The sequence below is a fragment of the Micromonospora sp. C95 genome (genome assembly GCF_018070465.1).
GTDB lineage: Bacteria > Actinomycetota > Actinomycetes > Mycobacteriales > Micromonosporaceae > Micromonospora.
In genome coordinates this window covers 55,263-79,256 of record NZ_JAGPXT010000007.1, presented here as the reverse complement: position 1 = coordinate 79,256, position 23,994 = coordinate 55,263, and the positions used below count along the sequence as shown (strand labels likewise).

Genomic DNA, 23,994 nt, shown 5'->3' with positions numbered 1-23,994 from the left:
GACAGTCCGGCCGTCACCGCTTCCTCAACGGCCGCACCGGTCCGGGCGATCCCATGGCCAGTCGGTGGCGATCCAGTTCGCGACGGCGCTGGCGAGCGGCACGTCCAGGTCTGCCCGGTCGACCCGCACCCAGGACTGGACGGTGACGTCGTACTCCTCGGAGGCCGACGGGTAGAGGTAGACGCAGCCGATGACGTCGCCGTCGACCGGGTCGAGGACGGTGAAGGTGAAGCCGGTGCCGCTGGTGAAGTCGTCGGCATGACGGCGCAGGTCGGCCAGGTTCTTCTCCAACGACATGCCGCTCGGCGGGGGCCAGTTGCCGTCCGGGTAACCAGGTGTGGCGCGGATGTGCTCGATGCTCGTCGTCCACGCGGCGTGATCCGCCACGTTGTGCTGCGGGCCCAGCGGTTCGAGGCGGAACCGGTCGGTGGTCAGCGACGTCGGTGGGGTGAAGCCCGGTGGTACGAAGGCGTCCGAGGTCATGGGTAGAGACGCTAATGCGCTTGCCGGTCTGCACGCACCCGCGTTTACTCGTCGGAACATGACACCGCTGGGACGGTGACGGCGATGTGGAGGGCGAACAGCCATTGGGTCCGTCTGATGCCTCGTCACTGGGATCACCTGCGTCTCGTCGTGCTGGTGCCGAAGATGCGCGGGCAGTTGCGGACCTGCTCATCGCCGCCCGCCGTGCTGCGGTCGGCGCGATTCCGCCGGCCGTTCATTCGGACGGGGAGATCCGCGAATGGGTCAGGGGCGTCGTCATCGCTGAACGGGAAGTGTGGCTGACGGAGGATGGCCGCCAACTGCCGTTGGCCGTGCTGGTTCTGGACGGCCACTGGATCGACCAGCTCTATGTCGATCCCGCCTGGACCGGTCGTGGGTTGGGCGCACAACTGATTGAGCTTGCCAAGTCCCGCCGGCCGGAGGGCCTTCAGCTGTGGACGTTCGCGGCCAACACCGGCGCGCAGCGGTTCTACCGTCGGCACGGCTTCGTTCCGGTTGAGGCGACCGACGGGTCGCATAACGAGGAGAAGGCCCCGGACATCCGCTTTGCCTGGCAGCCGTCGTAGCTTGCCCGTCGAGGGAACGTTCTCTCCCGCTGCCGGCGTCCACCGCCTGATTCGAGACGGAGATTGCCGCCGATCCGGCCGGCGGGTTGCGGGAACGGGAAATCATCGACACGTTCGGGCACCGGTGGTTCGTGCCGGCGTCACCCGCGGACGAGTTCCCGACCACCGGCCAGCGACACCGTCTGGCCGTTGACGTGACCGTTCGCCGCCGATGCCAGGTAGGTGACGGCGGTGGCGACGTCCTCGGGGGTGCAGATGCGGCCGGTGGGAGTCTTCGCCGATTCGGCGGCGACCGCTTCCGGCCCCAGGAACGGAGCGGCCAGTGCCTTGTCGGTGAGGGTGAAGCCGGGGCGCACGATGTTTGTCAGAATCCCGTGGCGGGCTTCCCGGACGGCGAGCACCCGCGCGGCGGTCTCCAGCGCGCCCTTTGCGGTGGCGTAGGCGAGTGGCCCCGCCATGGGCTGCGCGACGATGTCGGTCGACACGACGACGATGCGTCCCCAGCCGCTGGCGCGCATGGCTGGCAGAGCCGCATCGATCAGTGCCAGCGGACCGACGGTGTTGACAGCCAGCGACGTGGTGAGACCACCGATCTCGTCGGTGTCGAAGGAGGGCCACTGCACGGCGTTGGCGATCAGGGCGGAGACCGGTCCGAGTCGTTCGGCGATCTCCTCGATGACGCCGGGCATGGTGCTGGGACCGTGGTGATCCAGGTGGATGGCGCAGGCCCGGCCGCCGGCTCGCGTGATGGCACCGACCACGTCGAGGGCGCCGTTGTGGTTGGTGTACCAGGACACGGCGACGGAGGCGCCCTCGGCCGCCAGGTGCAGGGCGGTGGCGCGGCCGATGGCCCCGGAGGCCCCGGTGACGAGGGCGACCCTGTTCGACAAACCGGTTTCCATGACAGCTCCATAGTCGGCTATAAGTTAGCCGACTATGGACTAGCTGGCGCCGGCCCGTCAACTCGTACACTGCCCGGGTGGAACTGACGGATGTCCTGGCCACCAACAAAGCCCTGGTCAAGGTGGCCAAGCTGTACCGGAGCGCGCAGGCCGACGTGCTCAGCGCACTCGCCCTGCACCCGGGGCAGGACGTCCTGCTGTGGCTGCTCGGCCAAGAACCCGACGGTATGACGATCTCCGAGATCGCCGCCCGGCTCGGCGTGGAACAGCCCACGGTGACCCGCAGCCTCAGCCGCCTCGATCAGGGTGGTTGGTTCGTCAGGGAACCCGTACCGGGCGATCGGCGTGCCACCCGGATCCAGTTGACCCGCAAGGGCCGGGCCGTCATCCCGAAGATCGAGGCGGCCTGGCGCACGCTCGCCGAGACCGCCACCGCCGGCATGGCGGCCGACCAACGAGCCGCGTTCGTCGAACTGCTTGAAAAGGTACGCGGGAACCTCCGCACTCTCGCCGCCGAAACCGAGTGAGCGAAATGTCCACGACGGATCACCACGTCGGCAGCGGGGGCACCTTGGGTGTGACGGGCGGCGTGACGGGCAGGCTCACTCGACGAACTCCTCGGTGATGATGTCGGTCATCGGCGCGCCGCCACGGACCAGCGCCAGCGCCAGCACCGAGCCGAGGGCGGCGAGCGCCGCCTCCGAGGCGACAATGGTGAGCGCCGTCGCCGCCACCAGCAGCAACGCGGTGCCGACGGCGACCACCGGGGTACGCAGCACGAAGTACCCGGCCAGCCGGAACACGTCGCGCAGCCGGAACGTGAACAGCGACGTGATCACCAGTGCGTTGACCCCGACCACCGACACCCCGGCGCCGACCAGCACCAGCGGCACCGCCCACCAGCCGGGCACCCCGGCCGCCGGCAGGTTGACCAGGTTGACCGCGATGACGGTCAGCCACATCAGCGCCGGCACCCAGACCAGCAGCGAGCCGGTCAGGTTGGCCCGGTAGCCGCGCCAGAACAGTCGCCCCGGGTGCAGCTCGGTCAGGTCGAGACGCTGCCGGTGCAGGGCGTACAGTGCGGCGGAGAACGCCGGGCCGAGCGGCACCGCACAGACCGCGACCAGCGGCAGGTTGCTCACGTGCCGCTCCAGCGCGAACAGCGCCACCAGCCCGGGAGCTGCGCAGACCAGCAGCAGCACCTCCACCACCAGCAGGGTGTAGATCAACGCCGTTACCCGGGACAGTGGGCCGGCACCGAACTCGCGACGGGCGGCGGTGCTCACGACGGCTCACCGCCCAGCAGTCGCCGCTCGTCCCACCAGGGCGGAGTCTCGTCGGTCACCGGGCTCACCTCGGCCAGGGTCACCTCGTGCCGAGCCAGGTGCAGGTCCAGTTCGACGCGGCCGGCCAGCACCGGCAGCGACCCGTGCCGTCTGGCCGGCTCGGCGGCCTGCCGCAGAACGTCCAGTTGGCGGGCGGTGGGGGAGGGCGGTCGGCCCAGCTCGCACCAGGCCCGCCAGGCGTTGCCGGACTCCTCGCTGACCGAGGAGCGCAGCAGGAACGCGGTGTGGGCGGCCGGGTCGGTGACCGGCAGCGACAGGCGTACGGTGTGGCCGTCCACCGGTTCACCGCCGGTGACGTCGACCGGCGCCCAGGCCAACACCGCGATGCGGCCGGTGTCGTCGCGGGTGACCAGGTGATCCGCGCCCCGGGCGAGGATCTGCGTACCCAGCCGGTTCATGAAGGCGTACAGGTGGTACGTGGGTTTACGGAGCTGCCGGTGGGTGAGCAGGCCGAAGCCGCCGTGGAACAGCGTCGTCGGGATGCCCACCTCCTCGAACACGTCGCTGAAGGTCCAGTACGCGAAGGAGTCGACCAGGTCGTCGCCGCCGGCCAGCACCGGGGCGAGGTAGGCGGCGTGGAAGGCGGTGTCGTGGATCGGGTTGTCCGGGCGGTACGAACTGTTGAACTCGGTGATGTGCACCGGCAGGTCGGCCAGCGCGGTGCCGGCGAGTAACCGGCGCGGGCTGGCGAACTGTTCCAGCAGCCGCTGCGCCGGTGCCAGGGTCTGGTGTACGCCGAACGGCACGTGCTGGGCCGGGCCGGAGGTGTAGGCGTGCCGGCTGACGAAGTCGATCGGCACCGAACGGTCGGTGACGAACTCGGCGAACCGGGGCAGCCATCCGTCGTCGGCGCCGGGGGAGAGTGCCGGGCCACCGACCTTGAGGTCGGCGTCGACGTCCTTCACCGCGTGCGCGGTCACCTCGTAGAGCCAGTGGTAGGCGTCGGCGTCGGCGTCCTGCCAGAACTCCTTCAGGTCGGGCTCGTTCCACACCTCGATCGGCCAGCCGCGTACCTCGTCCAGGCCGTACCGGTCGACGAGGTGACCGATCGTGGCCCGGACCAGGTCGGCCCATTCGGTGTGCGATCGGGGCGGCGTGACGTTGCCGCGCCACCAGAAGACCGTCTGCTCGCCGCTGGCCAGCCCGGAGGGCATGAAACCCAGCTCCACGAACGGCCTGATGCCCAGCTCAAGGTAGGCGTCGACGATCTGGTCGAGATAGCCGAAGGCGTGCCGGACGTGGCGTCGGCCCTGGTGGTCGTACGGTCGGTGCACCCCGACGCCGTCGCTGAGCAGGCCGTGCCCGCGGAGGTACCGGAAACCGATCTCGCGTTGGACCAGGGCCAGCGAATCCTGGTAGTCGCGGCGCAGGGCCAGGTCGAGCCGGCCGGTGCCGACGGCGAGGCGCCATGCGTCGCTCAGCCGGCCGACGGGTTGGTCCGCAACGGTGATCCGCATCGTCGTTCCTGTGCTCGGGGTGGAGGGTGCCCGGTCCGGTCGCGCCGACACGACCGGACCGGACAGGTCTGCTAGTTCTTCTCCTGGTAGCGCTTGTGCGCCTCGTTGACCAGTTCCAGGTAGGAGTCCATGTTCTTGCTCTTCAACTCCGCCACGTAGGCGTCCCACTCGGCGAAGTCACGCTGCCCGAGCACGAACTGGAGCGTGGCCTGGTAGACGTGGTCCTTGAGCGGGGTCTCCCAGAGCGACACCTGCTCGCGTTCCTCGTCGTTGAGCGGGTACGGCGGCGGCACCGCCTTCGGTGCGCGGGCGTTCATCACCTGCTGGAACTCCTGCTCCTCGGGCGAGAAGAACGCCTGCACCAGCTCGGGCTTGCCGCCGTACGCGAACACGCCGTTGCCGAAGCCGAAGTCCTTCTGGAGGTGCTTGGGTGCGCCGGGGTTGAGGCCGATCATGTCGACGTCCGGAGCGAGGGTCTTCTTGCCGGTGGCGTCCTTGACGAAGGTCGTCCCCTCAACGCCCCACTTGGCGAACTCCTGCCCCTCGTCGGAGTACCAGAGCCAGTCGACGAACTGCATCATGGCCACGAAGTTCTTGCTGTCGCGGGCCTTCGAGGAGATCATCATGCCGTTCTCCAGCCGGCTGGCCGGGTTGATCTCGCCGGCCGGGCCGATCGGCAGCGGGATCTTGGTGATCTTGGCCTTCGGGTTTGTCGCCGCCAGGTCCGGCCGGTAGTCGTTGACCAACGTCTGCGCGTTGCTGCTGATCACGAAGGACTTGCTGTTGGCGAGCTTCTGCCGGGCCAGGTCGTCGGTCTGGGTGAAGCTCTCCGGGTCGAGCAGCTTCTCCGCCACCAGCTTGTTGAGGTACTGCAACATCTGCTTGTACTGCTCGGTGGCGCCGGTGTACTCGAACTGCTGCGCCTGGGCGTTCCAGGTGACGTGCTGGAAGTTCCAACCCGCGCCTTCCAGGCCGTACGACGCGGCGAGCATGTTGAGCAGGTTGCCGGCCGGGTTGGGCTGGCTGAACCGGTCGGAGAACGGGTAGACGTCCGGGTACGCCGCCTTCATCGCCTTGAGCATCGTGTATACCTCGTCCCAGGTCTTCGGGACCTCGAGGTTCAGCTCTTCGAGGATGTCGGTGCGGACCGCCAGGGAGTATTCGTGCCAGGGCTTCTCGTGCAGGCCGGGCAGCAGGTAGAACTTGCCGTCCTGCTGGCGCAGGGTGTCCATCTCAGGCTTCAGGTTCCACTTCTCGATCTTGTCCTTGAGGTTCGGCATCAGATCGAGGTAGTCGCTGACCGGCAGGATCGCCCCCGACGAGACGTAGGCGTGCACGTCCGGCGGATAGGTCTTCGGGATCAGCAGCGGCGCGTCGCCGGCACCGATGAGCAGGCTGCGCTTCTGGTTGTAGTCGCTCAGCGGCACGGCGACCTTTTCGAGGCTGACGTTCGTCCGGGACTTTAACTCCGTCCAGAACAGCCAGTCCTCCTTCAGCGGATAGTTCGGGTGGTTGTTGTAGAGGACGGAGAAGGAAAGCGGCTCGGTGGCCTTGAACTGGGTCCCGACGGCGTAGTTCTCCATCGCGCCGGCCCGGTTCTCCGACAGGTCCTCGCTGTCGGGCGAGTCGTCGCCACAGGCGGCGACGCTGCCGAGGGCCAACAGCACGGCGGCAGCCGCCGCCGCGTGACGCCACGATCTGCGGAACATGGCGGGTTCCTTTCAACTCGGTGGTGGGAGAGGGTGTTCGCTACTGGTCAGCCCTTGACCGCGCCGAGCATGATGCCCCGGACGAAGTACCGTTGGACGAAGGGATAGACCAGGAGGATCGGCAGAGTGGTGAGCACGATGGTCACGGCCTTGAGCGTCGCCTCGGCCTGTACCTCGTTCGCCTCGGTGATCGCCCCGACGTTCTCCGCGCCGGTGGCGCCGGCGATCAGGTTGCGCAGGTACACGGTGACCGGCCAGAGTTCCTGCCGGTCCATGTAGAGGAACGCCGCGAACCAGGAGTTCCAGAACGCCACCGCGTAGAACAGCACCATCGTGGCGACGATGGCCTTCGACAGCGGCAGCACGATCCGCAGCAGGATGCCGTACGTGTTGAGCCCGTCGACGGCGGCGGCCTCCTCCAACTCTGTCGGCAGGCTCTCGAAGAACGCCTTCATCACCAGCAGGTTGAACACGTTTATCGCGTTGGGCAGCGCGATGGCCCAGACGCTGTTCTTCAGCCCCAGGCTGGTCACCAGGACGTAGTTGGGGATGAGGCCGCCGGTGAAGAACATGGTGAAGACCGCGATGCCGACAAGCGCTCCGCGCCCCTTGAGCTGCTTCTTCGACAGCACGTACGCATAGCAGGTGGTCATCACGATCGAGATGACCGTGGCGGTGACCGTGTAGAACACGGTGTTGCGGTAGTTCGTCCAGAACAACGGGTCGGACATCAACAGCTGGTAGGTGTCCAGGGTGAACCCGCGCGGCACGAGGTTGACCTGACCGGCGATGATGTACGCCTCGTCGCTCAACGAGCGGGCCACGATGTTGACGAACGGGTAGAGCGTCACCATCACCACGAGGGTCAGAACGATGCCGTTGACCACCCGGAACACCCGGTAGCCCCGGGTCTCCTGGATGCCGCGGCGACGGGGACGGTTCGCGGTCTCGGCGGGCCGCTCGGCGGTGTCGACGGTCACCACAGGCTCGTCCCCACCGTGCGACGGGCGATCAGGTTCGCCGAGACGACCAGGATCAACCCGATCACCGCCTCGAACAGCCCGATCGCGGCGGCGTAGCTGAAGTTGCTGGACTGGAAGCCCATCCGGAACAGGTAGGTGGACAGGACGTCGGCCGTCGGATAGGTAAGTGGGTTGTACAGCAGCAGGATCTTCTCGAACCCGACCGCCATGAAGGTGCCGATGTTGAGGATCAACAGCGTCACCATTGTCGGCCGGATGCCCGGCAGCGTGACGTGCCAGGTCTGCCGCCACCGGTTGGCGCCGTCGATGCGGGCCGCCTCGTAGAGGTCGTCGTCGATGGTGGTGAGCGCGGCAAGGTAGAGGATCGTGCCCCAGCCCACCGTCTGCCAGACCTCCGAGGAGACGTAGATGGTGCGGAACCACTCCGGCCGTTGCAGGAACGGGATCGCCTCACCGCCACCGGCCCGGACGAGCTGGTTGACCGTGCCGTCCATCGACAGCAGCTGCATGACGATGGCCGCCACGATCACGATGGACAGGAAGTGCGGCAGGTAGGACACCGACTGCACGAGGCGCTTGAGCTTGCGGGCCCGCACCTCGTTGAGCAGCAGCGCCAGCACGATCGGCAGCGGGAAGCAGAACAGCAGGGTCAGCGCGCCGAGCACCAGGGTGTTGGTGAAGACGTTCCAGAACGTCGGGTCGTTCAGGAACATCTTGAAGTAGCGCAGGCCGACCCAGTACTCGCCGAAGATGTTGCCGCCCGGCTGGAACCGCCGGAAGGCGATCACGTTGCCCAGCATCGGCAGGTACCGGAAGATCAGGAAGAACAGCAACGGCAGGATCGCCAGCGAGTACAGCTGCCAGTCCCGCCGCAGTGCCCGCCGCCAGGTCTGCCGGGGCGCCCGTGATGGCGGCTTCGGTGTCGTCGTGTCGGGGCTCGGCGTCGGCGTGGTCAGGGTGGTCACGCTGCTCATGGCCGGTCCTCCGGCGTGGGCCCGGCGACCGGTTCGACGCGCACCCGGGACAGCAGCTCGCGGTGATGCCCGACCTCGCGTTCGCCGCCCTCCAGCCGTAGCGCCAGGCTGGCCGCCACGTCCCCGCTGGAGCGGCTGAGCCGCAGCTCCACCTCGCCGGGCTCGACCACACGCCGGCCGTGCACGCCGGTGAACGAGGTGACGTCGGCGGGGACCGTGAAGCTGACCCGGGCGGCATCGCCGGGCTCGAGCGGAACGCGCGCGTACCCGATCAGGCGCACCACCGGTCGGGTGGTCTGCGCCACCGGATCGTGCAGGTAGAGCTGGACCAACTCGGTGCCGGCCCGGGCGCCGGTGTTGCGGACCGTGACCCCGACGGTCACCTCCCCGTCGACCGGCCAGGTCGTCGGCTCCCCGGTGACGCCGCCCGGGGCGTCGCTGACCGCAGCGTCGCCCCACTCGAAGGTGGTGTAGCTGAGACCGTGGCCGAACGGGAACGCCGGCGTCGGGTCCACCGAGGACACCTTGGAGCGTCGGCCCAGGACGGGGGTGAGGTAGGTGCCGGGCAGCCCGCCGGCGTGCCGGGGCACGCTTACCGGCAGCCGTCCCGACGGGTCCACCTCGCCGCTGATGATCTCGGCCAACGCCTGGCCGCCGAGCTGGCCGGGGAAGAACGCCTGCACGATGGCGCTCGCCCGGTCCACCGCGTCACCCAGGGCGTACGGGCGGCCGGACAGGACGACCAGGACGACCGGGGTGCCGGCGGCCAGCACCGCGCGTACCAGTTCGTCCTGCACCCCGGGCAGTTGGAGGTCGACCGCGTCGCAGCCCTCGCCGGAGGTACCCCGGCCGAACATGCCGGCCCGGTCGCCGACGGCCAGGACGCAGACGTCGGCGTCGGCGACCGCCTGGACCGCCGCCGCGATGCCCGAGGTGTCGTCACCGGTGATGCCGGTACCCGGTACGTGGGTGAGCTGCGGATACCGCTGCGCAAGCGCCTCGCGCAGGGACGGGATCTCGACGCCGGTGCCGTGCTCGGGGTGGTTCACCCCGACGTGCAGCGGGAACGTGTAACAGCCGAGCATCGCCATCGGGTCGTCCGCGACCGGCCCGACCAGCGCGACCCGCTGGTCGGCGGCGAGGGGCAGCAGCCCGTCCTGGTTGCGGAGCAGGACGACGGACTGGCGGGCCAGTCGCAGGGCGACGGCCTGGCTGGCCTCGTCGTCGAAGCGCAGTGACTCGACGTCCGCCGGCAACTCCTGCCAGCCTTCGTCGAGCAGGCCCAGCTCGATCTTCTGGATCAGCACCCGCCGCAGGGCCCGGTCGACGAGCGCCTCGCTGACCTCGCCGGAGCGCACCGCCGCCGCCAGGGGCGCGCCGTAGGCGTCCACGGTGGGCAGCTCCACGTCGATGCCGGCCCGCAGTGCCAGCCGGGCCGCCGCCGCGGCGTCGGCGGCGATGCCGTGCAGAGTCTGCAGGAACCGGACCGCGAAGTAGTCGGCGACCAGCACGCCGTCGAAACCCCACTGCTCACGCAACGTCCCAGTGAGCAGCTCCGCGTCGGCCGCCGCCGGCACACCATCGATCTCGGCGTACGAGTTCATCACCGATCGCGCCCCGCCCAGACGCAGGGCCATCTCGAATGGCGGGAGGATCACGTCGGCCAACTCCCGGCGCCCCATCGCCGTCGGCGCCAGGTTACGGCCGCCCCGCGACGCCGAGTAGCCGGCGAAGTGCTTCAACGTCGCCACCACGCCGGCCCGTTCCAACCCGCGAACGTACGCCGCGCCGATCGTGCCGACCAGATAGGGGTCCTCGGCGATCGTCTCCTCGGTGCGCCCCCAGCGGTAGTCGCGGGTGACGTCCAGCACCGGGGCGAGCCCCTGATGGACACCGGCCGCCCGCATGGACCGGCCGATCAGCCCGGCCATCTCCTCGACCAGTTCCGGGTCGAAGGCCGCGCCCCAGCTCAGCGGCGTCGGATAGACGGTCGCCCGCCAGGCGGCGAAGCCGGTCAGGCACTCCTCGTGCACCTGCGCCGGGATCCCGAACCGGCTCGCCGCGATGATCTGCGCCTGGGACGCGGCCAGGGACCGCGCGCCGAGGACCGGATCGACGGGCGCCGTCCCGAACGGCCGGGTCAGCTGCCCCAGGCCGTGCCGGATCGCCTCCGACCAGGGCGGAATGTGCTCGACCATGTCGGTCTGATGGGGAGCGACGCCCTCGCCGGAGGCGTCCGCTCCGACCCACAGCCCGACCAACTGGGCGAGCTTCTCCTCAAGCGACATCAGCGGGATGAGCGCGTCGGCCCGCTCGTCCGGTCGCAACGTCGGATCACGCCACCGATCGGCGTGAGTGGACGCCAATCGGTCGTCGACGGGCAGCTGACTTGTCATGCGAACCCCTCCGGCCGGGGCCGGGAGGTTCTCCCGGCAGGCCACGCCGACCGCCGCGGAACACGGCGATTATCGAAATTTTCGGAAACCAGTCGGACACCTGTGTCGGGGAACCTAAGTGCGTCGACAGGGTGTGTCAAGGGTTGCGGAAAGACTGTTCAGCACACACCTGTCGTGCGGGTAAGCGATTGCCGGCATTCATCGTCGCGAGTGCGCAGCATCGACTGGGGTCACCCTCTGGTGGCTCGTAGCGTGATACAGTCTCCGAAATTTTCGGAATCGTTGCAGAGGATCGGATGGCAGAGAAGCGATCGTCGGCAGGGCTGGGCTCCGCGACCATCGCGACCATCGCCCGGGAGGTCGGTGTCTCCTCGGCGACGGTGTCCAAGGTCCTCAACGGACGGTCCGACGTCGCCGCCGTGACCCGGGCACGGGTCGAGGCCAGCCTGCAACGACACCGCTACCGTCGACGCGCCCGCCGCGCCCCGGGCGAGGGCCAGATCGACCTGGTGTTCCACGAGTTCGGGTCCGACTGGGCCCTGGAGATCATCAGGGGGGTCGAGGCGGTCGCCGCCCTGACCGGGGTGAACGTGATGTTGTCGCAGCTCAGTGCCGCCCGACGGCCGCCACAGGCGTGGGTCGACGCGGTTGTTGCCCGGCGTCCCCTCGGGGTGCTGCTGGTCATGTGCAACCTCACCGATCCGCAACGGCAACAGTTGCAGCGCCAGTCGATCCCGGTGGTCGTCATCGACACCGACAGCGCCAGCGTGGCGTCGGTGCCCACCGTCGGCTCGAACAACTGGAACGGCGGGCTGATCGCCACCCGACACCTGTTGGATCTCGGGCACCGGCGAATCGCGGTCATCTCCGGTCCGCGCGACGTGCTCTGTGCCCGGGCCCGCACCGCCGGCTTCCGTTGCGCCCACGAGGAACTCGGCGTTCCGGTCGATGCCACGCTGATCCGGCACGGCAACTTCCACCTCGACGCCGGCTACACCCATGGCATCGAGTTGCTCAGCCGGCCGGACCGGCCGTCGGCGATCTTCGCCGGCTCGGACCTGCAGGCGCTCGGGGTGTTGCGGGCGGCCCGGCAGCTCGGCCTGGACGTGCCGGGTGACGTGTCGGTGGTCGGCTACGACAACCTTCCGCTCTCGGCGTGGGTCGGTCCGGCCCTGACCACGGTCCACCAGCCCCTGCGCGACATGGCCGGCACCGCCGCCCAGATGCTGCTCGATCTCGCCCGCGGCAACGCCCTGCCCACCAGCCGGATAGACCTGGTCGCCGAGTTGGTGATCCGGGAAAGCACCGCACCGCCACCGCATCCGTGACCGAGCCCGCTGCGAGGAGCCATGCCCCTGTTCGACCTTCCGCTGGACCAGTTGCGGCAGTACGCGCCAGCCGTGGCCGAGCCCGCCGACTTCGACGAGTTCTGGCGGTCGACCCTGGACGCGGCGGCCCAGTCGCCGGTGCTGCTCGACGTGCGACCTGAACCGACCGACCTGCGGCTGGTGGAAAGCTGGGACGTCACCTTCGCCGGGTTCGGCGGCGATCCGGTCCGGGCCTGGTACAACCGCCCGGCCGGGGTGGACGAGGCGTTGCCGGTGATCGTGGAGTACGTCGGCTACGGGCGTGGCCGAGGGTTGCCGCACGAACGCCTGATCTGGCCGGCCGCCGGCTACGCCCACCTGCTCATGGACGCCCGGGGACAGTCCGGCCGGTACGGCGCCGGGGACACCCCGGACCCGCACGGCGCGGCACCCGGGGGGCCGTCGCCGCTGACCCGCGGCATCATGGCCCCGGAGGGCTACTACTACCGCCGGCTCATCACCGACGCGGCACGCGCGGTCGAGGCCGCACGCGCTCTTCCCGGGGTCGACCCGCACGGTGTGGTGGCGGCGGGCAACAGCCAGGGCGGCGGGCTGGCCCTTGCCGTCGCCGGGCTCGACGTCGAGCTGGCCGCCGTGCTCACCACTGCGCCGTTCCTCTGTCACCCGCAGCGGGCCCTCGAGATCACCGAGGTGGGGGCGTACGGCGAGATCGTCAACTACCTGGCGGTCAACCGCGACGCGGAGCCGGCCGTGCGTCGCACGTTGTCCTACGTCGACGGGGTCAGTTTCGCCCGTCGGGCCCACGCGCCGGTCCACTTCGGCATCGGGCTGCGGGACATGGTGTGCCCCCCGAGCACCGGGTTCGCCGCCTACAACCACTACGGCACCGCCGCGTTCGGCCCTCGTCCCGAGCGGGTCATGCACGTCTATCCGTTCAACGGGCACGAGCACGGCGAGGCCACCCACGTACGGCGGCAGTTGCGCTGGCTGGCCGGTGTGCTCGGCGACGACCCCGCGGACCGGTCGCACGGGCCGAAACTTTCGGCGGCCCAGATCTCACCGGCGTGACACATCACCTGTGGCGCAGCGGCGGCGGCGGAGTCGGATCGTGCGGACGACGAGCGGGCAAAGACTTCTCGGGTGCGTTGAGCTTTCGGACCTGTTTCGATAAGGTTTTCGATACAACAGCCTCGATCTACTCACGATGACCGGCTGAGTGCACCGGCCGACGCGGCATCCGGGCGACCGCGTCGGCGACGGAGAGTCGTCGTGTTGGGCAGTAGTCGGGGCCGGCTTCTCATCAGCACGGCTTCGTCGAAAGGCTCATGCCATGAACAACGCCCACGCCCGCGCCAGCGGGCGGTCGGCTACCCGACTGCGACCGCGCGCCGCGCTGGTCTCGGCCGCAGTCGGTCTCGCCCTCGTCGCCACCAGCATGGTGGTGGCGACCTCCAGCGCCCAGGCCGCCGAGAGCACCCTCGGTGCGGCTGCCGCCCAGTCCGGCCGGTACTTCGGTGCCGCGGTGGCGGCGAACAAGCTCAACGACTCGACATACGTCGGCATCCTCAACCGTGAGTTCAACTCGGTCACGGCCGAGAACGAGATGAAGATCGACGCGCTCGAGCCGCAGCAGAACAACTTCACGTTCGGCAACGCGGACCGGATCGTCAACCACGCCCTGTCCCGGGGCTGGAAGGTGCGCGGTCACACCCTGGCCTGGCACTCCCAGCAGCCCGGCTGGATGCAGCAGATGGAAGGCACGGCGCTGCGCAACGCCATGCTCAACCACGTCACCCGGGTCGCGACCTACTACCGCGGCAAGATCGACTCGTGGGACGTGGTGAACGAGGCGTTCGACGACGGCAACAGCGGTGCGCGCCGCAACTCGAACCTGCAGCGCACCGGTAACGACTGGATCGAGGCCGCGTTCCGGGCCGCCCGCGCCGCCGACCCGGGCGCCAAGCTCTGCTACAACGACTACAACACCGACAACTGGACCTGGGCCAAGACCCAGGCCGTCTACCGGATGGTGCAGGACTTCAAGCAGCGCGGCGTGCCGATCGACTGCGTCGGGTTCCAGTCGCACTTCAACGCCCAGTCGGCGTACAACAGCAACTACCGCACCACGCTGTCCAGCTTCGCCGCGCTCGGCGTGGATGTGCAGATCACCGAGCTGGACATCGAAGGCTCCGGCAGCCAGCAGGCCAACACCTACCGCAACGTGGTCCAGGACTGCCTCGCGGTGCCCCGCTGCAACGGCATCACCGTGTGGGGCATCCGGGACAGCGACTCGTGGCGCTCCTACGGCACCCCGCTGCTGTTCGACAACAACGGCAACAAGAAGCAGGCGTACACGGCCACCCTGGACGCGCTGAACGCGGGCGGCACCACGACCCCGCCGCCCAGCTCCCCGCCGCCCAGTTCTCCGCCGCCCAGCTCGCCGCCGCCCAGTTCTCCGCCGCCCGGTGGATCCGGATGCACCGCATCGGTGACGTCGCTGGACCAGTGGAACGGTGGCTTCGTCGCTCAGATCCGGGTCACCGCAGGCCCCAGCAGTTTGAACGGCTGGGCGGTAACCATCGGGCTTCCGGGCGGTAGTGCGTTGACCAACACGTGGAACGCCAACCCCAGCGGTACCAGTGGCAACGTGACGTTCCGCAACGTCAGCTACAACGGTAGCGTCGGCGCCGGCGGCACCGCCGACTTCGGCTTCCAGGGCACCGGTACCGGGCCATCCGGTAGCTTCGCCTGCTCCGGGAGCTGATCCGTCAGCACCAGACCGGGCCCGGCGCGGACATGTCCGCGCCGGGCCTTTGGTACGCCAGGTGCCGCCTGGCTCAGCGGTTCAGGCCGAGTGCCACGTCACCAGTTGTGCAGAGTGCCGTCCTGCAAGCGGTTCACCGGCAGCGAAGCCGGCCGGTACGGGTACCGCGCGGCCAACTCCTCGTCGATGTCGACGCCGAGCCCCGGTTCCTCCGACGGATGCAGGAAACCTTCGGCGAAGCGGTACGAGTGCGGGAAGACCGCGTCGGCCTCCTCGGCGTACGGCAGGTACTCCTGCAGACCGAAGTTGGGGATGCTGACGTCGAGATGCAGGGCCGCGGCCAGGCACACCGGGGACATCGTGGTGGTGCCGTGCGACCCGCTGCGTACGTGGTACAGGTGGGCGAGGTCGAAGATGCGGCGGAGGTGGGTGATGCCTCCCGCGTGCACGACGGTGGCCCGTACGTAGTCGATGAGCTGCTCGGTGATGAGCTGCTGGCAGTCCCAGACGGTGTTGAACACCTCGCCGACGGCGATCGGCGTGGTGGTGTGCTGACGGATCAGCCGGTAACCCTCCTGCAACTCCGCCGGTACCGGGTCCTCCAGCCAGGTCAGCGCGTACGGCTCCAGGGATTTGCCCAGCCGGGCGGCCTCGATGGGGGTGAGCCGGTGGTGCACGTCGTGCAGCAGTTTCACCTCCGGCCCGAACTCGCTGCGGACCTGAGCGAAGACCGACGGTACGTGGCTGAGATACCGTTCGCTGCTCCACACGGTCTCGGCCGGAACGGCCGTACCGGCCGGCCTGTCCGGTCCCACCCCGTAGGTGTCGAGCAGCCCGGGCACGCCACACTGCACCCGGACCGCGCGGTACCCGAGATCCAGGTGGCGGGCCAGCTCGGCGAGGAGTCCGTCCACGGTGGGCGCGTTCGCGTGGCCGTAGACGGTGACCCCGTCGCGGCTGCGGCCGCCCAGCAGTTGGTACACGGGTAACCCGGCCACCTTGCCCTTGATGTCCCAGAGCGCGGTGTCCACCGCCGCGATGGCGCTCATTGTCACCGGACCGCGCCGCCAGTACGCGCCCCGGTACAGGTACTGCCAGGTGTCCTCGATCCGGTCCGCCTCCCGGCCGATCAACAGCGGCACGACGTGCTCGGTCAGGTAACTCGCGACCGCGAGTTCCCGGCCGGCGAGGGTGGCGTCGCCGACCCCGGTCACCCCGTCGTCCGTCACGATCTTCAGCGTGACGAAGTTCCGGCCGGGACAGCTGACGATGACCCGGGCATCGGCGATCTTCATCCAGGCTCCTCACCGGCGGCCGACGGGATCGACGCGAGCCAGTCTGGGATCGCCCTCATGATCTGTCAACCGGCCCCCGGCCGGGGCCGCACGAGGGTGCTGGTCGAGCGCCTGACGTTCCCGGCGTACCCGCGCGCCGGGTGGTTGCTCGCCGGACCGACGTGGCCGGGGCCGCCCGGGGACATCCGGACGGCCCCGGCACGGTCAGCAGCGGCTGATGCTCGAATTGCTGAGGGTGACGTTGCTGATGGTCAGGTTGGTCGTGCAGGGGCTCTCCAGGATCCGGCTGTTGGCCAGGGTGAAGTTGCGCAGGGTGATGTCCCGGTTGCCGGGGAACTCCGTCCGCGCCGCCAGCCGGACCTCGCCGCCACCGCTGATGGTGCCGCCGCCCGCGGCGATGTCCACGCCGTAGCAGTTCTCGATCAAGATCGCGTTGTTGCCGGTGTTGGCGATGTCGACCCGGTTGACCGCCACGCCGCCGGACTCGGAGACGCAGAAGATGCCCCGGCCGCCGCCGCGTGCCCGGACGGTGCCGACCCGGATGTTGATCGGGTAACCGGAGCCGATCCGCCCGGCACGGTTTGCGGTACGGAACGCCGCGTAGCCGGTGCCGGTACCGGCGTTCTCCGCGTCGACCGTGGTCACGGTGGCGTTTATGGTCTCGTTGAGCAGCAGGCCGGAGCCGCCGACGTTACGGGCGGTCACGGTGCCGACGGTCAGTCCGTCCACGCCGTACGTCTCGACGCCGTGGGTGCTGGTGCCGGAGACGTACACGTTGTCGATGCGCACGTTGCGGGTCCACTGGCTGGTGTCGCCCCGGTTGTCGATGCGTACCCCGAGGCCGCTCGACACGCGCAGGTCGATCTGGCCGAGGATGACGTTCGTGACGTTGCGCATGAAGATGCCGTAGAGGGGCGTGCCGGTGACGATGAGGTTCTGCACCTCGACCTGGGTGGTGCCGCGCGAGTAGATCGGCGCCTGGTCACCGGAGCCGGAACCGGTCACGTTTATCGTGCCGCAGACGTCGATCGTCGTGTAGCTGGGCAGGGAGATGCGGGAGCCGGCGCTGATCGAGCCGGAGCCGCGTACCACCACCCGCTGCTTGCTGGTCCGGCCGGCGCTGAGGCTGTTCACCGCCGCCTGCACGGCGGACCGCATGTCGCCGCCGGTGTAGACCGTGCTGCCGCCGTTGCGGGCGGTCCAGGTGCCGCCGTTGAGTGTCGCCTCGGCCTGGAACGAGCCGCTGCCGCAGCCGTTGCCGTTTCCGCCGCCCAGGGTGACCAGCTGCCACTGCTGGTTGGCGCCGTCGTGGTCCTGGTACTGGGAGATCATGCCGCCGTCGGCGGTGGACCAGCCCCACACGTCGAGCACCTTGTTGGAGTGCCGGTTGACGAACCGGACGTACCCGCCGGCGGAGTCGGCGAGGCGGAAGTGCTGGCGGGTGTTGCCGCTGGCTGCGGTGTTCTGTACGAGTTGGACGCCGTCGTTGGCGTTCGGCAGTTCGAGGACCTTGCCGCTGTGCACGGAGCGGACCTGGTAGTAGCCGCTTCCCACGTCGACGAACCGCCACTGCTGCACGGCGGCGTCGTTGCGGGTGTACTGGTTGATCGGGGCGTTGTCGGCGGTGGACCAGTTCCACACGTCCATCGCCTTGCCGCTGTGCCGGTTGACGAACACGTAGGTGGCGTTGGGGTCGACCGTCGCGGCCTGGGCGCTCGGCGAGGCCACCTGCACGCCGACGGCGAGCAGCGCCATTGTGGTGACGACGACCAGCCAGCGCCGCGCGCCTCGGCTTCCTGTGCTGAACAGCATGCGGGTTCCTCCGGGGACGGGTGCGGTGGTGGAGCGCGTGCCGGAGTGGTGAACGACGCAGAGCAAGCGCTTTCCTGACATCGACAGGAATATATCTTCTGGTCCGCCCCCAATCCAAATGGGCCCCGGCGACGCCGGTGTCCGTACGGTGGCAGCGGTACGGACACCGGGCCGGCCGGGAGCGGGCGACGGTCAGCTGACCGCGCAGGCGGTGCCGTTGAGGGTGAACGAGGGCGGGCTGGCGGTGTTGCCGCTGTGGTTGGCCTGGAACCCGATGGTGACCGAGCCGTTGGGGGCGATGGTCGAGTTGTAGGAGACGTTGCGGGCGGTCACCGCCCCTGACGTCGGCGAGTAGGTCGCGTTCCAGCCGTTCGTGATGTTCTGCCCGGCGGGCAGGGTGAACGACAGGTTCCAACCGTTGACCGCCGCGACGCCGGTGTTGGTGATGGTCACCGACGTGGTCAGCCCGGTGTTCCAGGCGTTCACCGCGTACCCGACCCGGCAGCCCGTGCCCGGCGGCGGCGTGGTGGGCGTCGGCGTGGGAGTCACCGTCGGCGTCGGCGTCGGCGTCGGCGTCGGAGTGGGAGTGGGAGTGGGGGTGGGGGTGGGGGTGGGCGTGGGGCTGGTCGGCGTCGGGGTGGGGGGCCCGGCGTCGAGCCCGAAGAAGCGGATCGCCTGCGCGGCGTCGACCGGCAGGTTGTGCGACACGCCCTGCATGCTGATCGCCTCGACCGGTGCGTTACCGGCGGAACCGCCGTACCGGGTCCGGGTGTAGCCGGACTGCGGGCTGTCGGTGAAGGTCGGGGTCTGGCTCAGCCCGTGCAGGTTGGTCCACTGCTTGATCTGCTCGCCGAAGTTCGGGTAGCGCAGGATCTCGTCGTTGGTGCCGTGCCAGATCTGCATCCGTGGCCGGGGCCCGGTGTAGCCGGGGTAGGCGTTGCGCACCAGGTCCCCCCACTGCTGCGGGGTGCGGCTGATCTGCCCGTTGGCGCACTCGCTGTTCCACTCCGAGCCGCCGGTGGTGGCGAAGCAGCCGAAGGGCACCCCGGCGAAGGCCGCACCGGCGCGGAACACGTCCGGGTATAGCCCGAGCAGGACGTTCGTCATCATCGCGCCGGACGAGGTGCCCGTCGCGGCGATCCGGGCCGGGTCCACCGGGTAGCGGTTCCGGACATGGTCAACCATCGACATGATGCCGACCGGGTCGCTGCCGCCACCGCGACGCAACGCCTGCTGCGAGTAGACGTCGAAGCACTGGCTGCTGCGGGTCACCGACGGGTAGATCACGATGAAGCCGTACTGGTCGGCCAGGCGGGCGAACTGGGTACCCGAGTACATCGCGGGCCCGTTGCCGGTGCAGTAGTGGGACACGACCAGCAGGCCCGGCCGGGGCGCGACCCGGTCCGGTACGTACAGGTACATGCGCAGGTTGCTCGGATTGGCACCGAAGTTTGTCACCTCGGTGAGCGTCGCCGCCGACGCCGATGTCGGGAGCGACAGCGCGGCCAGCGCGGTCAGGACGATGGTCGCCAGGGCGGCGCACCACAGTCGGATCGCCTTCTTCATGGAACGGGTCCTCCGGACGGAAGGGGACATGGTGGTGTTCCGATCGAGGGCTGCCCGGTGCCCTACCTCGTCCGGCTCTCAGAACATCGACGATTGTCTTCGTGGGATCGGAGGCGTCACAAGGCGTGGTGGCGCAGCCGCGCTGAGCGGTGGCAGGGCCGCGCCGAGCGGCGAACAGCCTCGCGCCCAGCGGTGTGGGGACCTCTATTCTCTGTCCATGCGGGATCGTCGGGCGGCGCTGCTGTGGGTGGGATTCGCGGTCGCGGCGCTGGTCTCCGTCGCATTGGTGCTGCGACGCCCGGACCGCCTGTCCGACCTGCACATCTATCACGGGGCGCTTACCGACCTGCGTGCCGGGCGTCCGCTCTACGGGTACGTGGCGCCGAACGGCGGACCGTTCACGTACCCGCCGTTCGCGGCGCTCGTCCTCTGGCCGATCACCACCGTGCCGCTCGGCGTGGTCGAAGCGCTCTGGCTGGCGGCGACCTGCGCCTGCGTCATCGCCCTCGCCGTACCCGTCGGTCGCCTGCTCGCCGCCGGCCGCGTCGCCGCACCACGCCGTGGCCCGACCGAGGGCCGGGCGAGGACGTCGGCGGCGGTCAGCATCGCGGCGGTCGCGGCGGTGCTCATGGTCGCCGCGCCCGTGCAGAGCAACCTGCGCTTCGGTCAGGTGAGCATCTTCATCGTGCTGATGGCGCTGCTCGACGGGATGGCACCACCGTCGCGGACGCGCGGCCTGCTGGTCGGCGTGGCGGCGGCGATCAAACTGACCCCGCTGCTGTTCGTGCTCTACTTCCTGGTCTGCGGCCGGTACCGCGACGCCGCCCGCGCGTTGGCCGCCTTCGTCGCCTGCGGGGCGCTCGCCCTGGCCGCGCTGCCCGCCGAGAGCCTGACCTACTGGGCGGGTACGGTCACCCAGACCTCCCGGATCGGCAACCTGGCGTCCTTGGGCAACCAGTCGGTGCACGGGATGCTGCTTCGTCTCGGCCTGGACGCGGCAGCCCTTCCGCTGGTCTGGGCCGCCCTGGTGGTCGTTCTCTGCGCCCTGGCGTTGCTACGGGCGCGCACGCTGCACCGGCTGGGGCGTCCGGGGCACGCGGCGGTGCTGGTCGGCTGCGCCACCGTGGCCGCGTCCCCGGTCTCCTGGACCCACCACCAGGTCTGGACGGTGCTGGCCGCGATGCTGCTGGTGGGCTCCGTCGGCGTGACCCGGCGGGTCGCCGGCGCCCTGCTGCTGGCCAGCATGCTGTTGTCGCTGGGTGCGGTGCTGGCACCGGTGTCGATGCGACCCGGTGTGCAGTTCCTCTTCGAGAACGCCCGGGCCGTCGGTGCGGTCGCGCTCTGTGTGGCGGGGTTCGGCGCGGTCGCGCTGACCACCGCCCGCGCTCATCCCGCCCGGTCCCTCGGGCGAGGGTGGTCGCGGGTGGCCGTCGCGTCCCTCGGCGCGCTGGCGTTCTTCGCCGTGCAGCCGTTGCCCGCCGGAGCCGATCCCACCTTCAAGGCGTACGGCCTGCGGGACGTGGTCAACTCGCGGTACTTCTTCGTCTGCCGGGGGCAGGCGGAGTGCGCCCGCTACGGCACCGGTGCCCCGGTCACCTTCGGCACCCGCAGCGAGAAGACCAAGGTGCGCGTCAACGGCGTGGTCTCCGAACAGGTGGCGCGGCTGGACTACCACTCCGCTCCGGGCGGCCCACCCCGGACCATCCCGCTGCTGGCCGCCTATCCCGGGGTGCGGACGTTCTCGTTCCGTTCGGCCACCATGACCCACGGACGGCTGATCGCCTACGCCGCCGACGGACGGGCCCTGGCCCGCTACGACGACGAGTTGACCGCCGCGACGGGGACGTGACCGGTTCAGCGGCGGTTGGGGTAGTTGTGGGCGGTCCGGCGGCCCTTGACGAAGGCCAGCACGATCACCGCGGCGAGCGCGATGACGCCGATGATCACCAGCCAACGGACCGCTTCGAGGAGCAGGCCCAGTAGGACCAGCACCCCGGCGACCACGCCGACGACCCAGAGCAGGGCACGCATCTCCACCTCCCACCCGGCCGCCCGGCCAGTCCGGGCGCGGTTGCCGGACCGGCTACCCGCTCTCACCCGGATCATGCCGTCCGCGTGGGTACCCGCCCCGGCTCAGCCGGGCAGCTGCCCCAGATAGACGGTGTTGGCCGACTCGCCGCCGGTCAGCGGGTTGGCGAACCGCACCACATGGCTGCGGTGGGTGGGGAACACGGCGGCCAGGGCGGCCTCGAAGTCCGGGTCCGGTGGGTCGTCCGACCAGAGGGCGAACACCCCACCTGGATGCAACAGCCGCGTCAGCCGGCGCAACCCGTCCGGCCGGTAGAAGGCGGCGTGACTCGGATGCAGCGGATGCCGTGGGGAGTGGTCGACGTCCAGCAGCACGGCGTGGAAGCGACGCCCGGCGTCGTCGGGGTCGAGGCCGTCCGGACCGGCCACCCGGGCGAAGAAGTCGGCCCGCACCAGCCGGGTACGCGGGTCCGTGGCCAGTCCGGCGGCGAACGGCAGCAGACCGCGCCGGTGCCAGTCGATCACGTCCTCGACCGCCTCCACCACCAGCAGGCTGGCCACCCGGTCGTCCGCCAGCGCGGTGCGGGCGGTGTAGCCGAGCCCCAGCCCACCGACGACCACGTCGAGGCGGTCACCAGCCAGCGCCGCCAACCCCAACCGGGCCAGCTCGACCTCCCCGGCGGTGAACAGGCTCGACATCAGAAACTCGTCGTCGAGCTTGACCTCGTACACGTCCCGGTCGAGCCGGGGATCGCGACGTCGACGCAGACTGATCTCGCCGATGGGTGTCGGCCGCCAGGCCAGTTCCTCGAAACGTACGCTCACCGCCGGAATGCTACCCACCGGTGAGTTGCCGCCCACGGTGTGACGCACGGTCCTCGGGACATCGACGCAGCGCATATCCTGTGCGCCGACCGTCTCGCCGGAGGGGAAACGATGCCGTCGCGGCAGGATCAGCTGCACTCGTACCAGTTCACCGTTGCGCGGACGGTGGCCGCGCTGGTGACCCGGGACAGCGATCCGGCGCTGTCACCGACGCGCCGGCTCGCCGGAGCCGCGCTGGCAAGCATCCTGGTGGCGGCCATCGGCCTGGGCGCCACGGCCCTGTACGGCCTGTTCACCGGCGGCGGCGGGACGTGGCGTGACGCGGGTGTGGTGATCGTCGAGAAGGAGTCGGGCGCCCGGTTCGTCTACCGGGACGAGCGGCTGCACCCGGTGCTCAACTACGCCTCCGCGCTGCTCATCATCGGCGTGCAGCGGCCGAAGACGGTGCTGGTGTCCCGCCGGTCGATCGACGGGGTGCCGAGGGGGCTGCCGTTGGGCATCCGGGACGCTCCCGACTCGCTGCCTCCGGCGGCCCGGCTCGCCACCGCCGGCTGGACGGTCTGTTCGATGTCACCGACCGGGGACGGAGCGGGCACCCGGTCGGTGCTGCTGGTGGGTGCCGGCGGCACCGGCGGCCGACCGCTGGGCCGGGACGCACTGCTGCTACGTGATCCCGACGGCCGGCTGCATCTGCTCTGGCAGCAGCATCGGCACCTGATCCGGGACACCGAGCGGGTGCTGGCCGCGCTCGCGACCACCCGCTCCCGGTCCGTCCCGGTGGCCGCCGCCCTGCTCAACTCGGTGCCGGCCGGCCTCGATCTGGCCCCGCTGAACCTGCCCGGCCTGGGCCGGCGGTCCACCCGGGTGGTCGGGGCCAGGGTCGGTGACGTACTTGTGGTCCGCAACTCCGGCAGCGGGCGGCAGTACGCGGTGGTGCTACGCAACGGGCTCGCCGGCATCACCGAGCTACAGGCCGGTCTGCTGCTCGCGCTGACCGGCCAGCGGGAGCCGGAGCAGATCAGCCTCGGCCGGTTCGCCGCCCTGCCGCAGCTGCCCGACCTCGTTCCCGCCGGGCCCGACGCGCCGCCGGCTGCCCCGCCCCCGCTGGCCACGCCGGGCCCGGCGACGATCTGCGCGCGGGTCGGCGACGACAGCCGGCCGGTCGAGCTGCGGCTGGGGGTGGAACTGCCCGTGCTCCCTCGGGCACCGGATCGATCGACCGAGCCGACGACCGCCGACCACGTGCTCGTGGAGCCGGGTCGGGGCGCGGTCGTCGAATCGGTCGCCACGCCGGGCGCGGCCGGCGGCGCGATCTCCGTGGTGACCGACCTCGGCCGCCGGTACACGCTCACCGGCCCCGAGGTGACCGGCATGCTCGGCTACGCCGATGTCCGACCTGTCCGGCTGCCCGCGGGTGTGGTCAGCCTCGTACCGGCCGGTGCGCCGCTCGACCCGGACGCGGCCCGCCGGCGCGCCGCCCCCGCCTGACGTGCTCGGACGCGCGCCGCGCAGGTGGTAGGAATTTTTGCCGTGGGCTGT

At 70.0% G+C, this 23,994-nt stretch carries 20 protein-coding genes; 7 read left to right on the top strand and 13 right to left on the bottom strand.

Annotated features, from left to right (window positions below; translation table 11 throughout):
• Positions 1-24: 24 nt before the first annotated feature.
• Entirely contained in the window at positions 25-483 is a 459-nt protein-coding gene (locus KBX00_RS10930) for a GNAT family N-acetyltransferase (RefSeq protein ID WP_210825875.1), read from the bottom strand.
• An 86-nt stretch (positions 484-569) separates the two neighbouring features.
• Between KBX00_RS10930 and KBX00_RS10925 the strand changes: the two genes are divergently transcribed.
• Positions 570-1,070 (top strand): GNAT family N-acetyltransferase, encoded by a 501-nt coding sequence (locus tag KBX00_RS10925; protein ID WP_210825873.1) that lies wholly within the window; start codon positions 570-572, stop codon positions 1,068-1,070.
• 140 nt (positions 1,071-1,210) lie between these two features.
• Here the strand turns inward: KBX00_RS10925 and KBX00_RS10920 are convergent, their stop codons facing one another.
• Positions 1,211-1,972, bottom strand: coding sequence for an SDR family NAD(P)-dependent oxidoreductase (locus tag KBX00_RS10920; protein ID WP_210825871.1), 762 nt, complete (start codon positions 1,970-1,972; stop codon positions 1,211-1,213).
• 77 nt (positions 1,973-2,049) lie between these two features.
• Here KBX00_RS10920 and KBX00_RS10915 point away from each other — a divergent pair, with 77 nt between their 5' ends.
• Entirely contained in the window at positions 2,050-2,499 is a 450-nt protein-coding gene (locus KBX00_RS10915) for a MarR family winged helix-turn-helix transcriptional regulator (protein WP_210825869.1), read from the top strand.
• A gap of 75 nt (positions 2,500-2,574) precedes the next feature.
• Here KBX00_RS10915 and KBX00_RS10910 read toward each other — a convergent pair whose 3' ends face one another.
• The 6 genes from KBX00_RS10910 to KBX00_RS10885 form a co-directional block, all read right to left on the bottom strand.
• Positions 2,575-3,258: a DUF624 domain-containing protein gene (locus tag KBX00_RS10910; protein ID WP_210825867.1), complete on the bottom strand. Its 684-nt coding sequence runs from the start codon at positions 3,256-3,258 to the stop codon at positions 2,575-2,577.
• Positions 3,255-4,775, bottom strand: coding sequence for a xylan 1,4-beta-xylosidase (locus KBX00_RS10905; RefSeq protein ID WP_210825865.1), 1,521 nt, complete (start codon positions 4,773-4,775; stop codon positions 3,255-3,257). The genes KBX00_RS10910 and KBX00_RS10905 overlap by 4 nt, the downstream gene beginning before the upstream one ends.
• Before the next feature lie 71 nt (positions 4,776-4,846).
• Positions 4,847-6,484, bottom strand: a complete 1,638-nt coding sequence (locus tag KBX00_RS10900) for an extracellular solute-binding protein (RefSeq protein WP_210825863.1) — start codon at positions 6,482-6,484, stop codon at positions 4,847-4,849.
• A 47-nt stretch (positions 6,485-6,531) separates the two neighbouring features.
• Positions 6,532-7,464: a carbohydrate ABC transporter permease gene (locus tag KBX00_RS10895; protein WP_307868434.1), complete on the bottom strand. Its 933-nt coding sequence runs from the start codon at positions 7,462-7,464 to the stop codon at positions 6,532-6,534.
• The gene (locus KBX00_RS10890; RefSeq protein ID WP_301547710.1) at positions 7,461-8,441 is read right to left on the bottom strand and encodes a sugar ABC transporter permease; all 981 of its coding nucleotides are present in this window, start codon (positions 8,439-8,441) and stop codon (positions 7,461-7,463) included. Before KBX00_RS10890 ends, KBX00_RS10895 begins: the two co-directional genes overlap by 4 nt.
• A complete protein-coding gene (locus tag KBX00_RS10885; RefSeq protein ID WP_301547709.1) occupies positions 8,438-10,837 on the bottom strand; it encodes a glycoside hydrolase family 3 N-terminal domain-containing protein in 2,400 nt (799 codons plus the stop codon). Before KBX00_RS10885 ends, KBX00_RS10890 begins: the two co-directional genes overlap by 4 nt.
• Before the next feature lie 296 nt (positions 10,838-11,133).
• Here KBX00_RS10885 and KBX00_RS10880 point away from each other — a divergent pair, with 296 nt between their 5' ends.
• The 3 genes from KBX00_RS10880 (at position 11,134) to KBX00_RS10870 (ending at position 14,929) form a co-directional block, all read left to right on the top strand.
• A complete protein-coding gene (locus tag KBX00_RS10880; RefSeq protein WP_210825858.1) occupies positions 11,134-12,165 on the top strand; it encodes a LacI family DNA-binding transcriptional regulator in 1,032 nt (343 codons plus the stop codon).
• A gap of 21 nt (positions 12,166-12,186) precedes the next feature.
• Positions 12,187-13,233, top strand: a complete 1,047-nt coding sequence (locus tag KBX00_RS10875; protein WP_210825857.1) for an acetylxylan esterase — start codon at positions 12,187-12,189, stop codon at positions 13,231-13,233.
• Positions 13,234-13,495: 262 nt separating this feature from the next.
• Complete coding sequence (locus KBX00_RS10870) at positions 13,496-14,929, top strand: endo-1,4-beta-xylanase (RefSeq protein ID WP_210825856.1); 1,434 nt, start codon at positions 13,496-13,498, stop codon at positions 14,927-14,929.
• Positions 14,930-15,027: 98 nt separating this feature from the next.
• On the opposite strand, the gene manD is transcribed toward KBX00_RS10870, so the two are convergent.
• From manD to KBX00_RS10855, 3 genes are all read right to left on the bottom strand, one after another.
• The gene (gene manD, locus KBX00_RS10865; RefSeq protein ID WP_210825855.1) at positions 15,028-16,224 is read right to left on the bottom strand and encodes a D-mannonate dehydratase ManD; all 1,197 of its coding nucleotides are present in this window, start codon (positions 16,222-16,224) and stop codon (positions 15,028-15,030) included.
• Between the two features lie 204 nt (positions 16,225-16,428).
• The gene (locus tag KBX00_RS10860) at positions 16,429-18,036 is read right to left on the bottom strand and encodes an RICIN domain-containing protein (RefSeq protein WP_210825854.1); all 1,608 of its coding nucleotides are present in this window, start codon (positions 18,034-18,036) and stop codon (positions 16,429-16,431) included.
• A 192-nt stretch (positions 18,037-18,228) separates the two neighbouring features.
• The gene (locus KBX00_RS10855; protein WP_210825853.1) at positions 18,229-19,602 is read right to left on the bottom strand and encodes a PHB depolymerase family esterase; all 1,374 of its coding nucleotides are present in this window, start codon (positions 19,600-19,602) and stop codon (positions 18,229-18,231) included.
• A gap of 217 nt (positions 19,603-19,819) precedes the next feature.
• Between KBX00_RS10855 and KBX00_RS10850 the strand changes: the two genes are divergently transcribed.
• Positions 19,820-21,451, top strand: coding sequence for a glycosyltransferase 87 family protein (locus KBX00_RS10850; RefSeq protein WP_210825851.1), 1,632 nt, complete (start codon positions 19,820-19,822; stop codon positions 21,449-21,451).
• A 5-nt stretch (positions 21,452-21,456) separates the two neighbouring features.
• Here KBX00_RS10850 and KBX00_RS10845 read toward each other — a convergent pair whose 3' ends face one another.
• Positions 21,457-21,708 carry a hypothetical protein gene (locus KBX00_RS10845; RefSeq protein ID WP_210826187.1) on the bottom strand — a complete coding sequence of 84 codons (252 nt, stop codon included), beginning with the start codon at positions 21,706-21,708 and terminating at the stop codon, positions 21,457-21,459.
• A gap of 27 nt (positions 21,709-21,735) precedes the next feature.
• Positions 21,736-22,455 carry a spermidine synthase gene (locus KBX00_RS10840; protein WP_210825849.1) on the bottom strand — a complete coding sequence of 240 codons (720 nt, stop codon included), beginning with the start codon at positions 22,453-22,455 and terminating at the stop codon, positions 21,736-21,738.
• 111 nt (positions 22,456-22,566) lie between these two features.
• On the opposite strand from KBX00_RS10840, the gene eccB reads away from it, so the two are divergent.
• Positions 22,567-23,943 carry a type VII secretion protein EccB gene (gene eccB, locus KBX00_RS10835; RefSeq protein WP_210825847.1) on the top strand — a complete coding sequence of 459 codons (1,377 nt, stop codon included), beginning with the start codon at positions 22,567-22,569 and terminating at the stop codon, positions 23,941-23,943.
• Positions 23,944-23,994 lie beyond the last annotated feature (51 nt).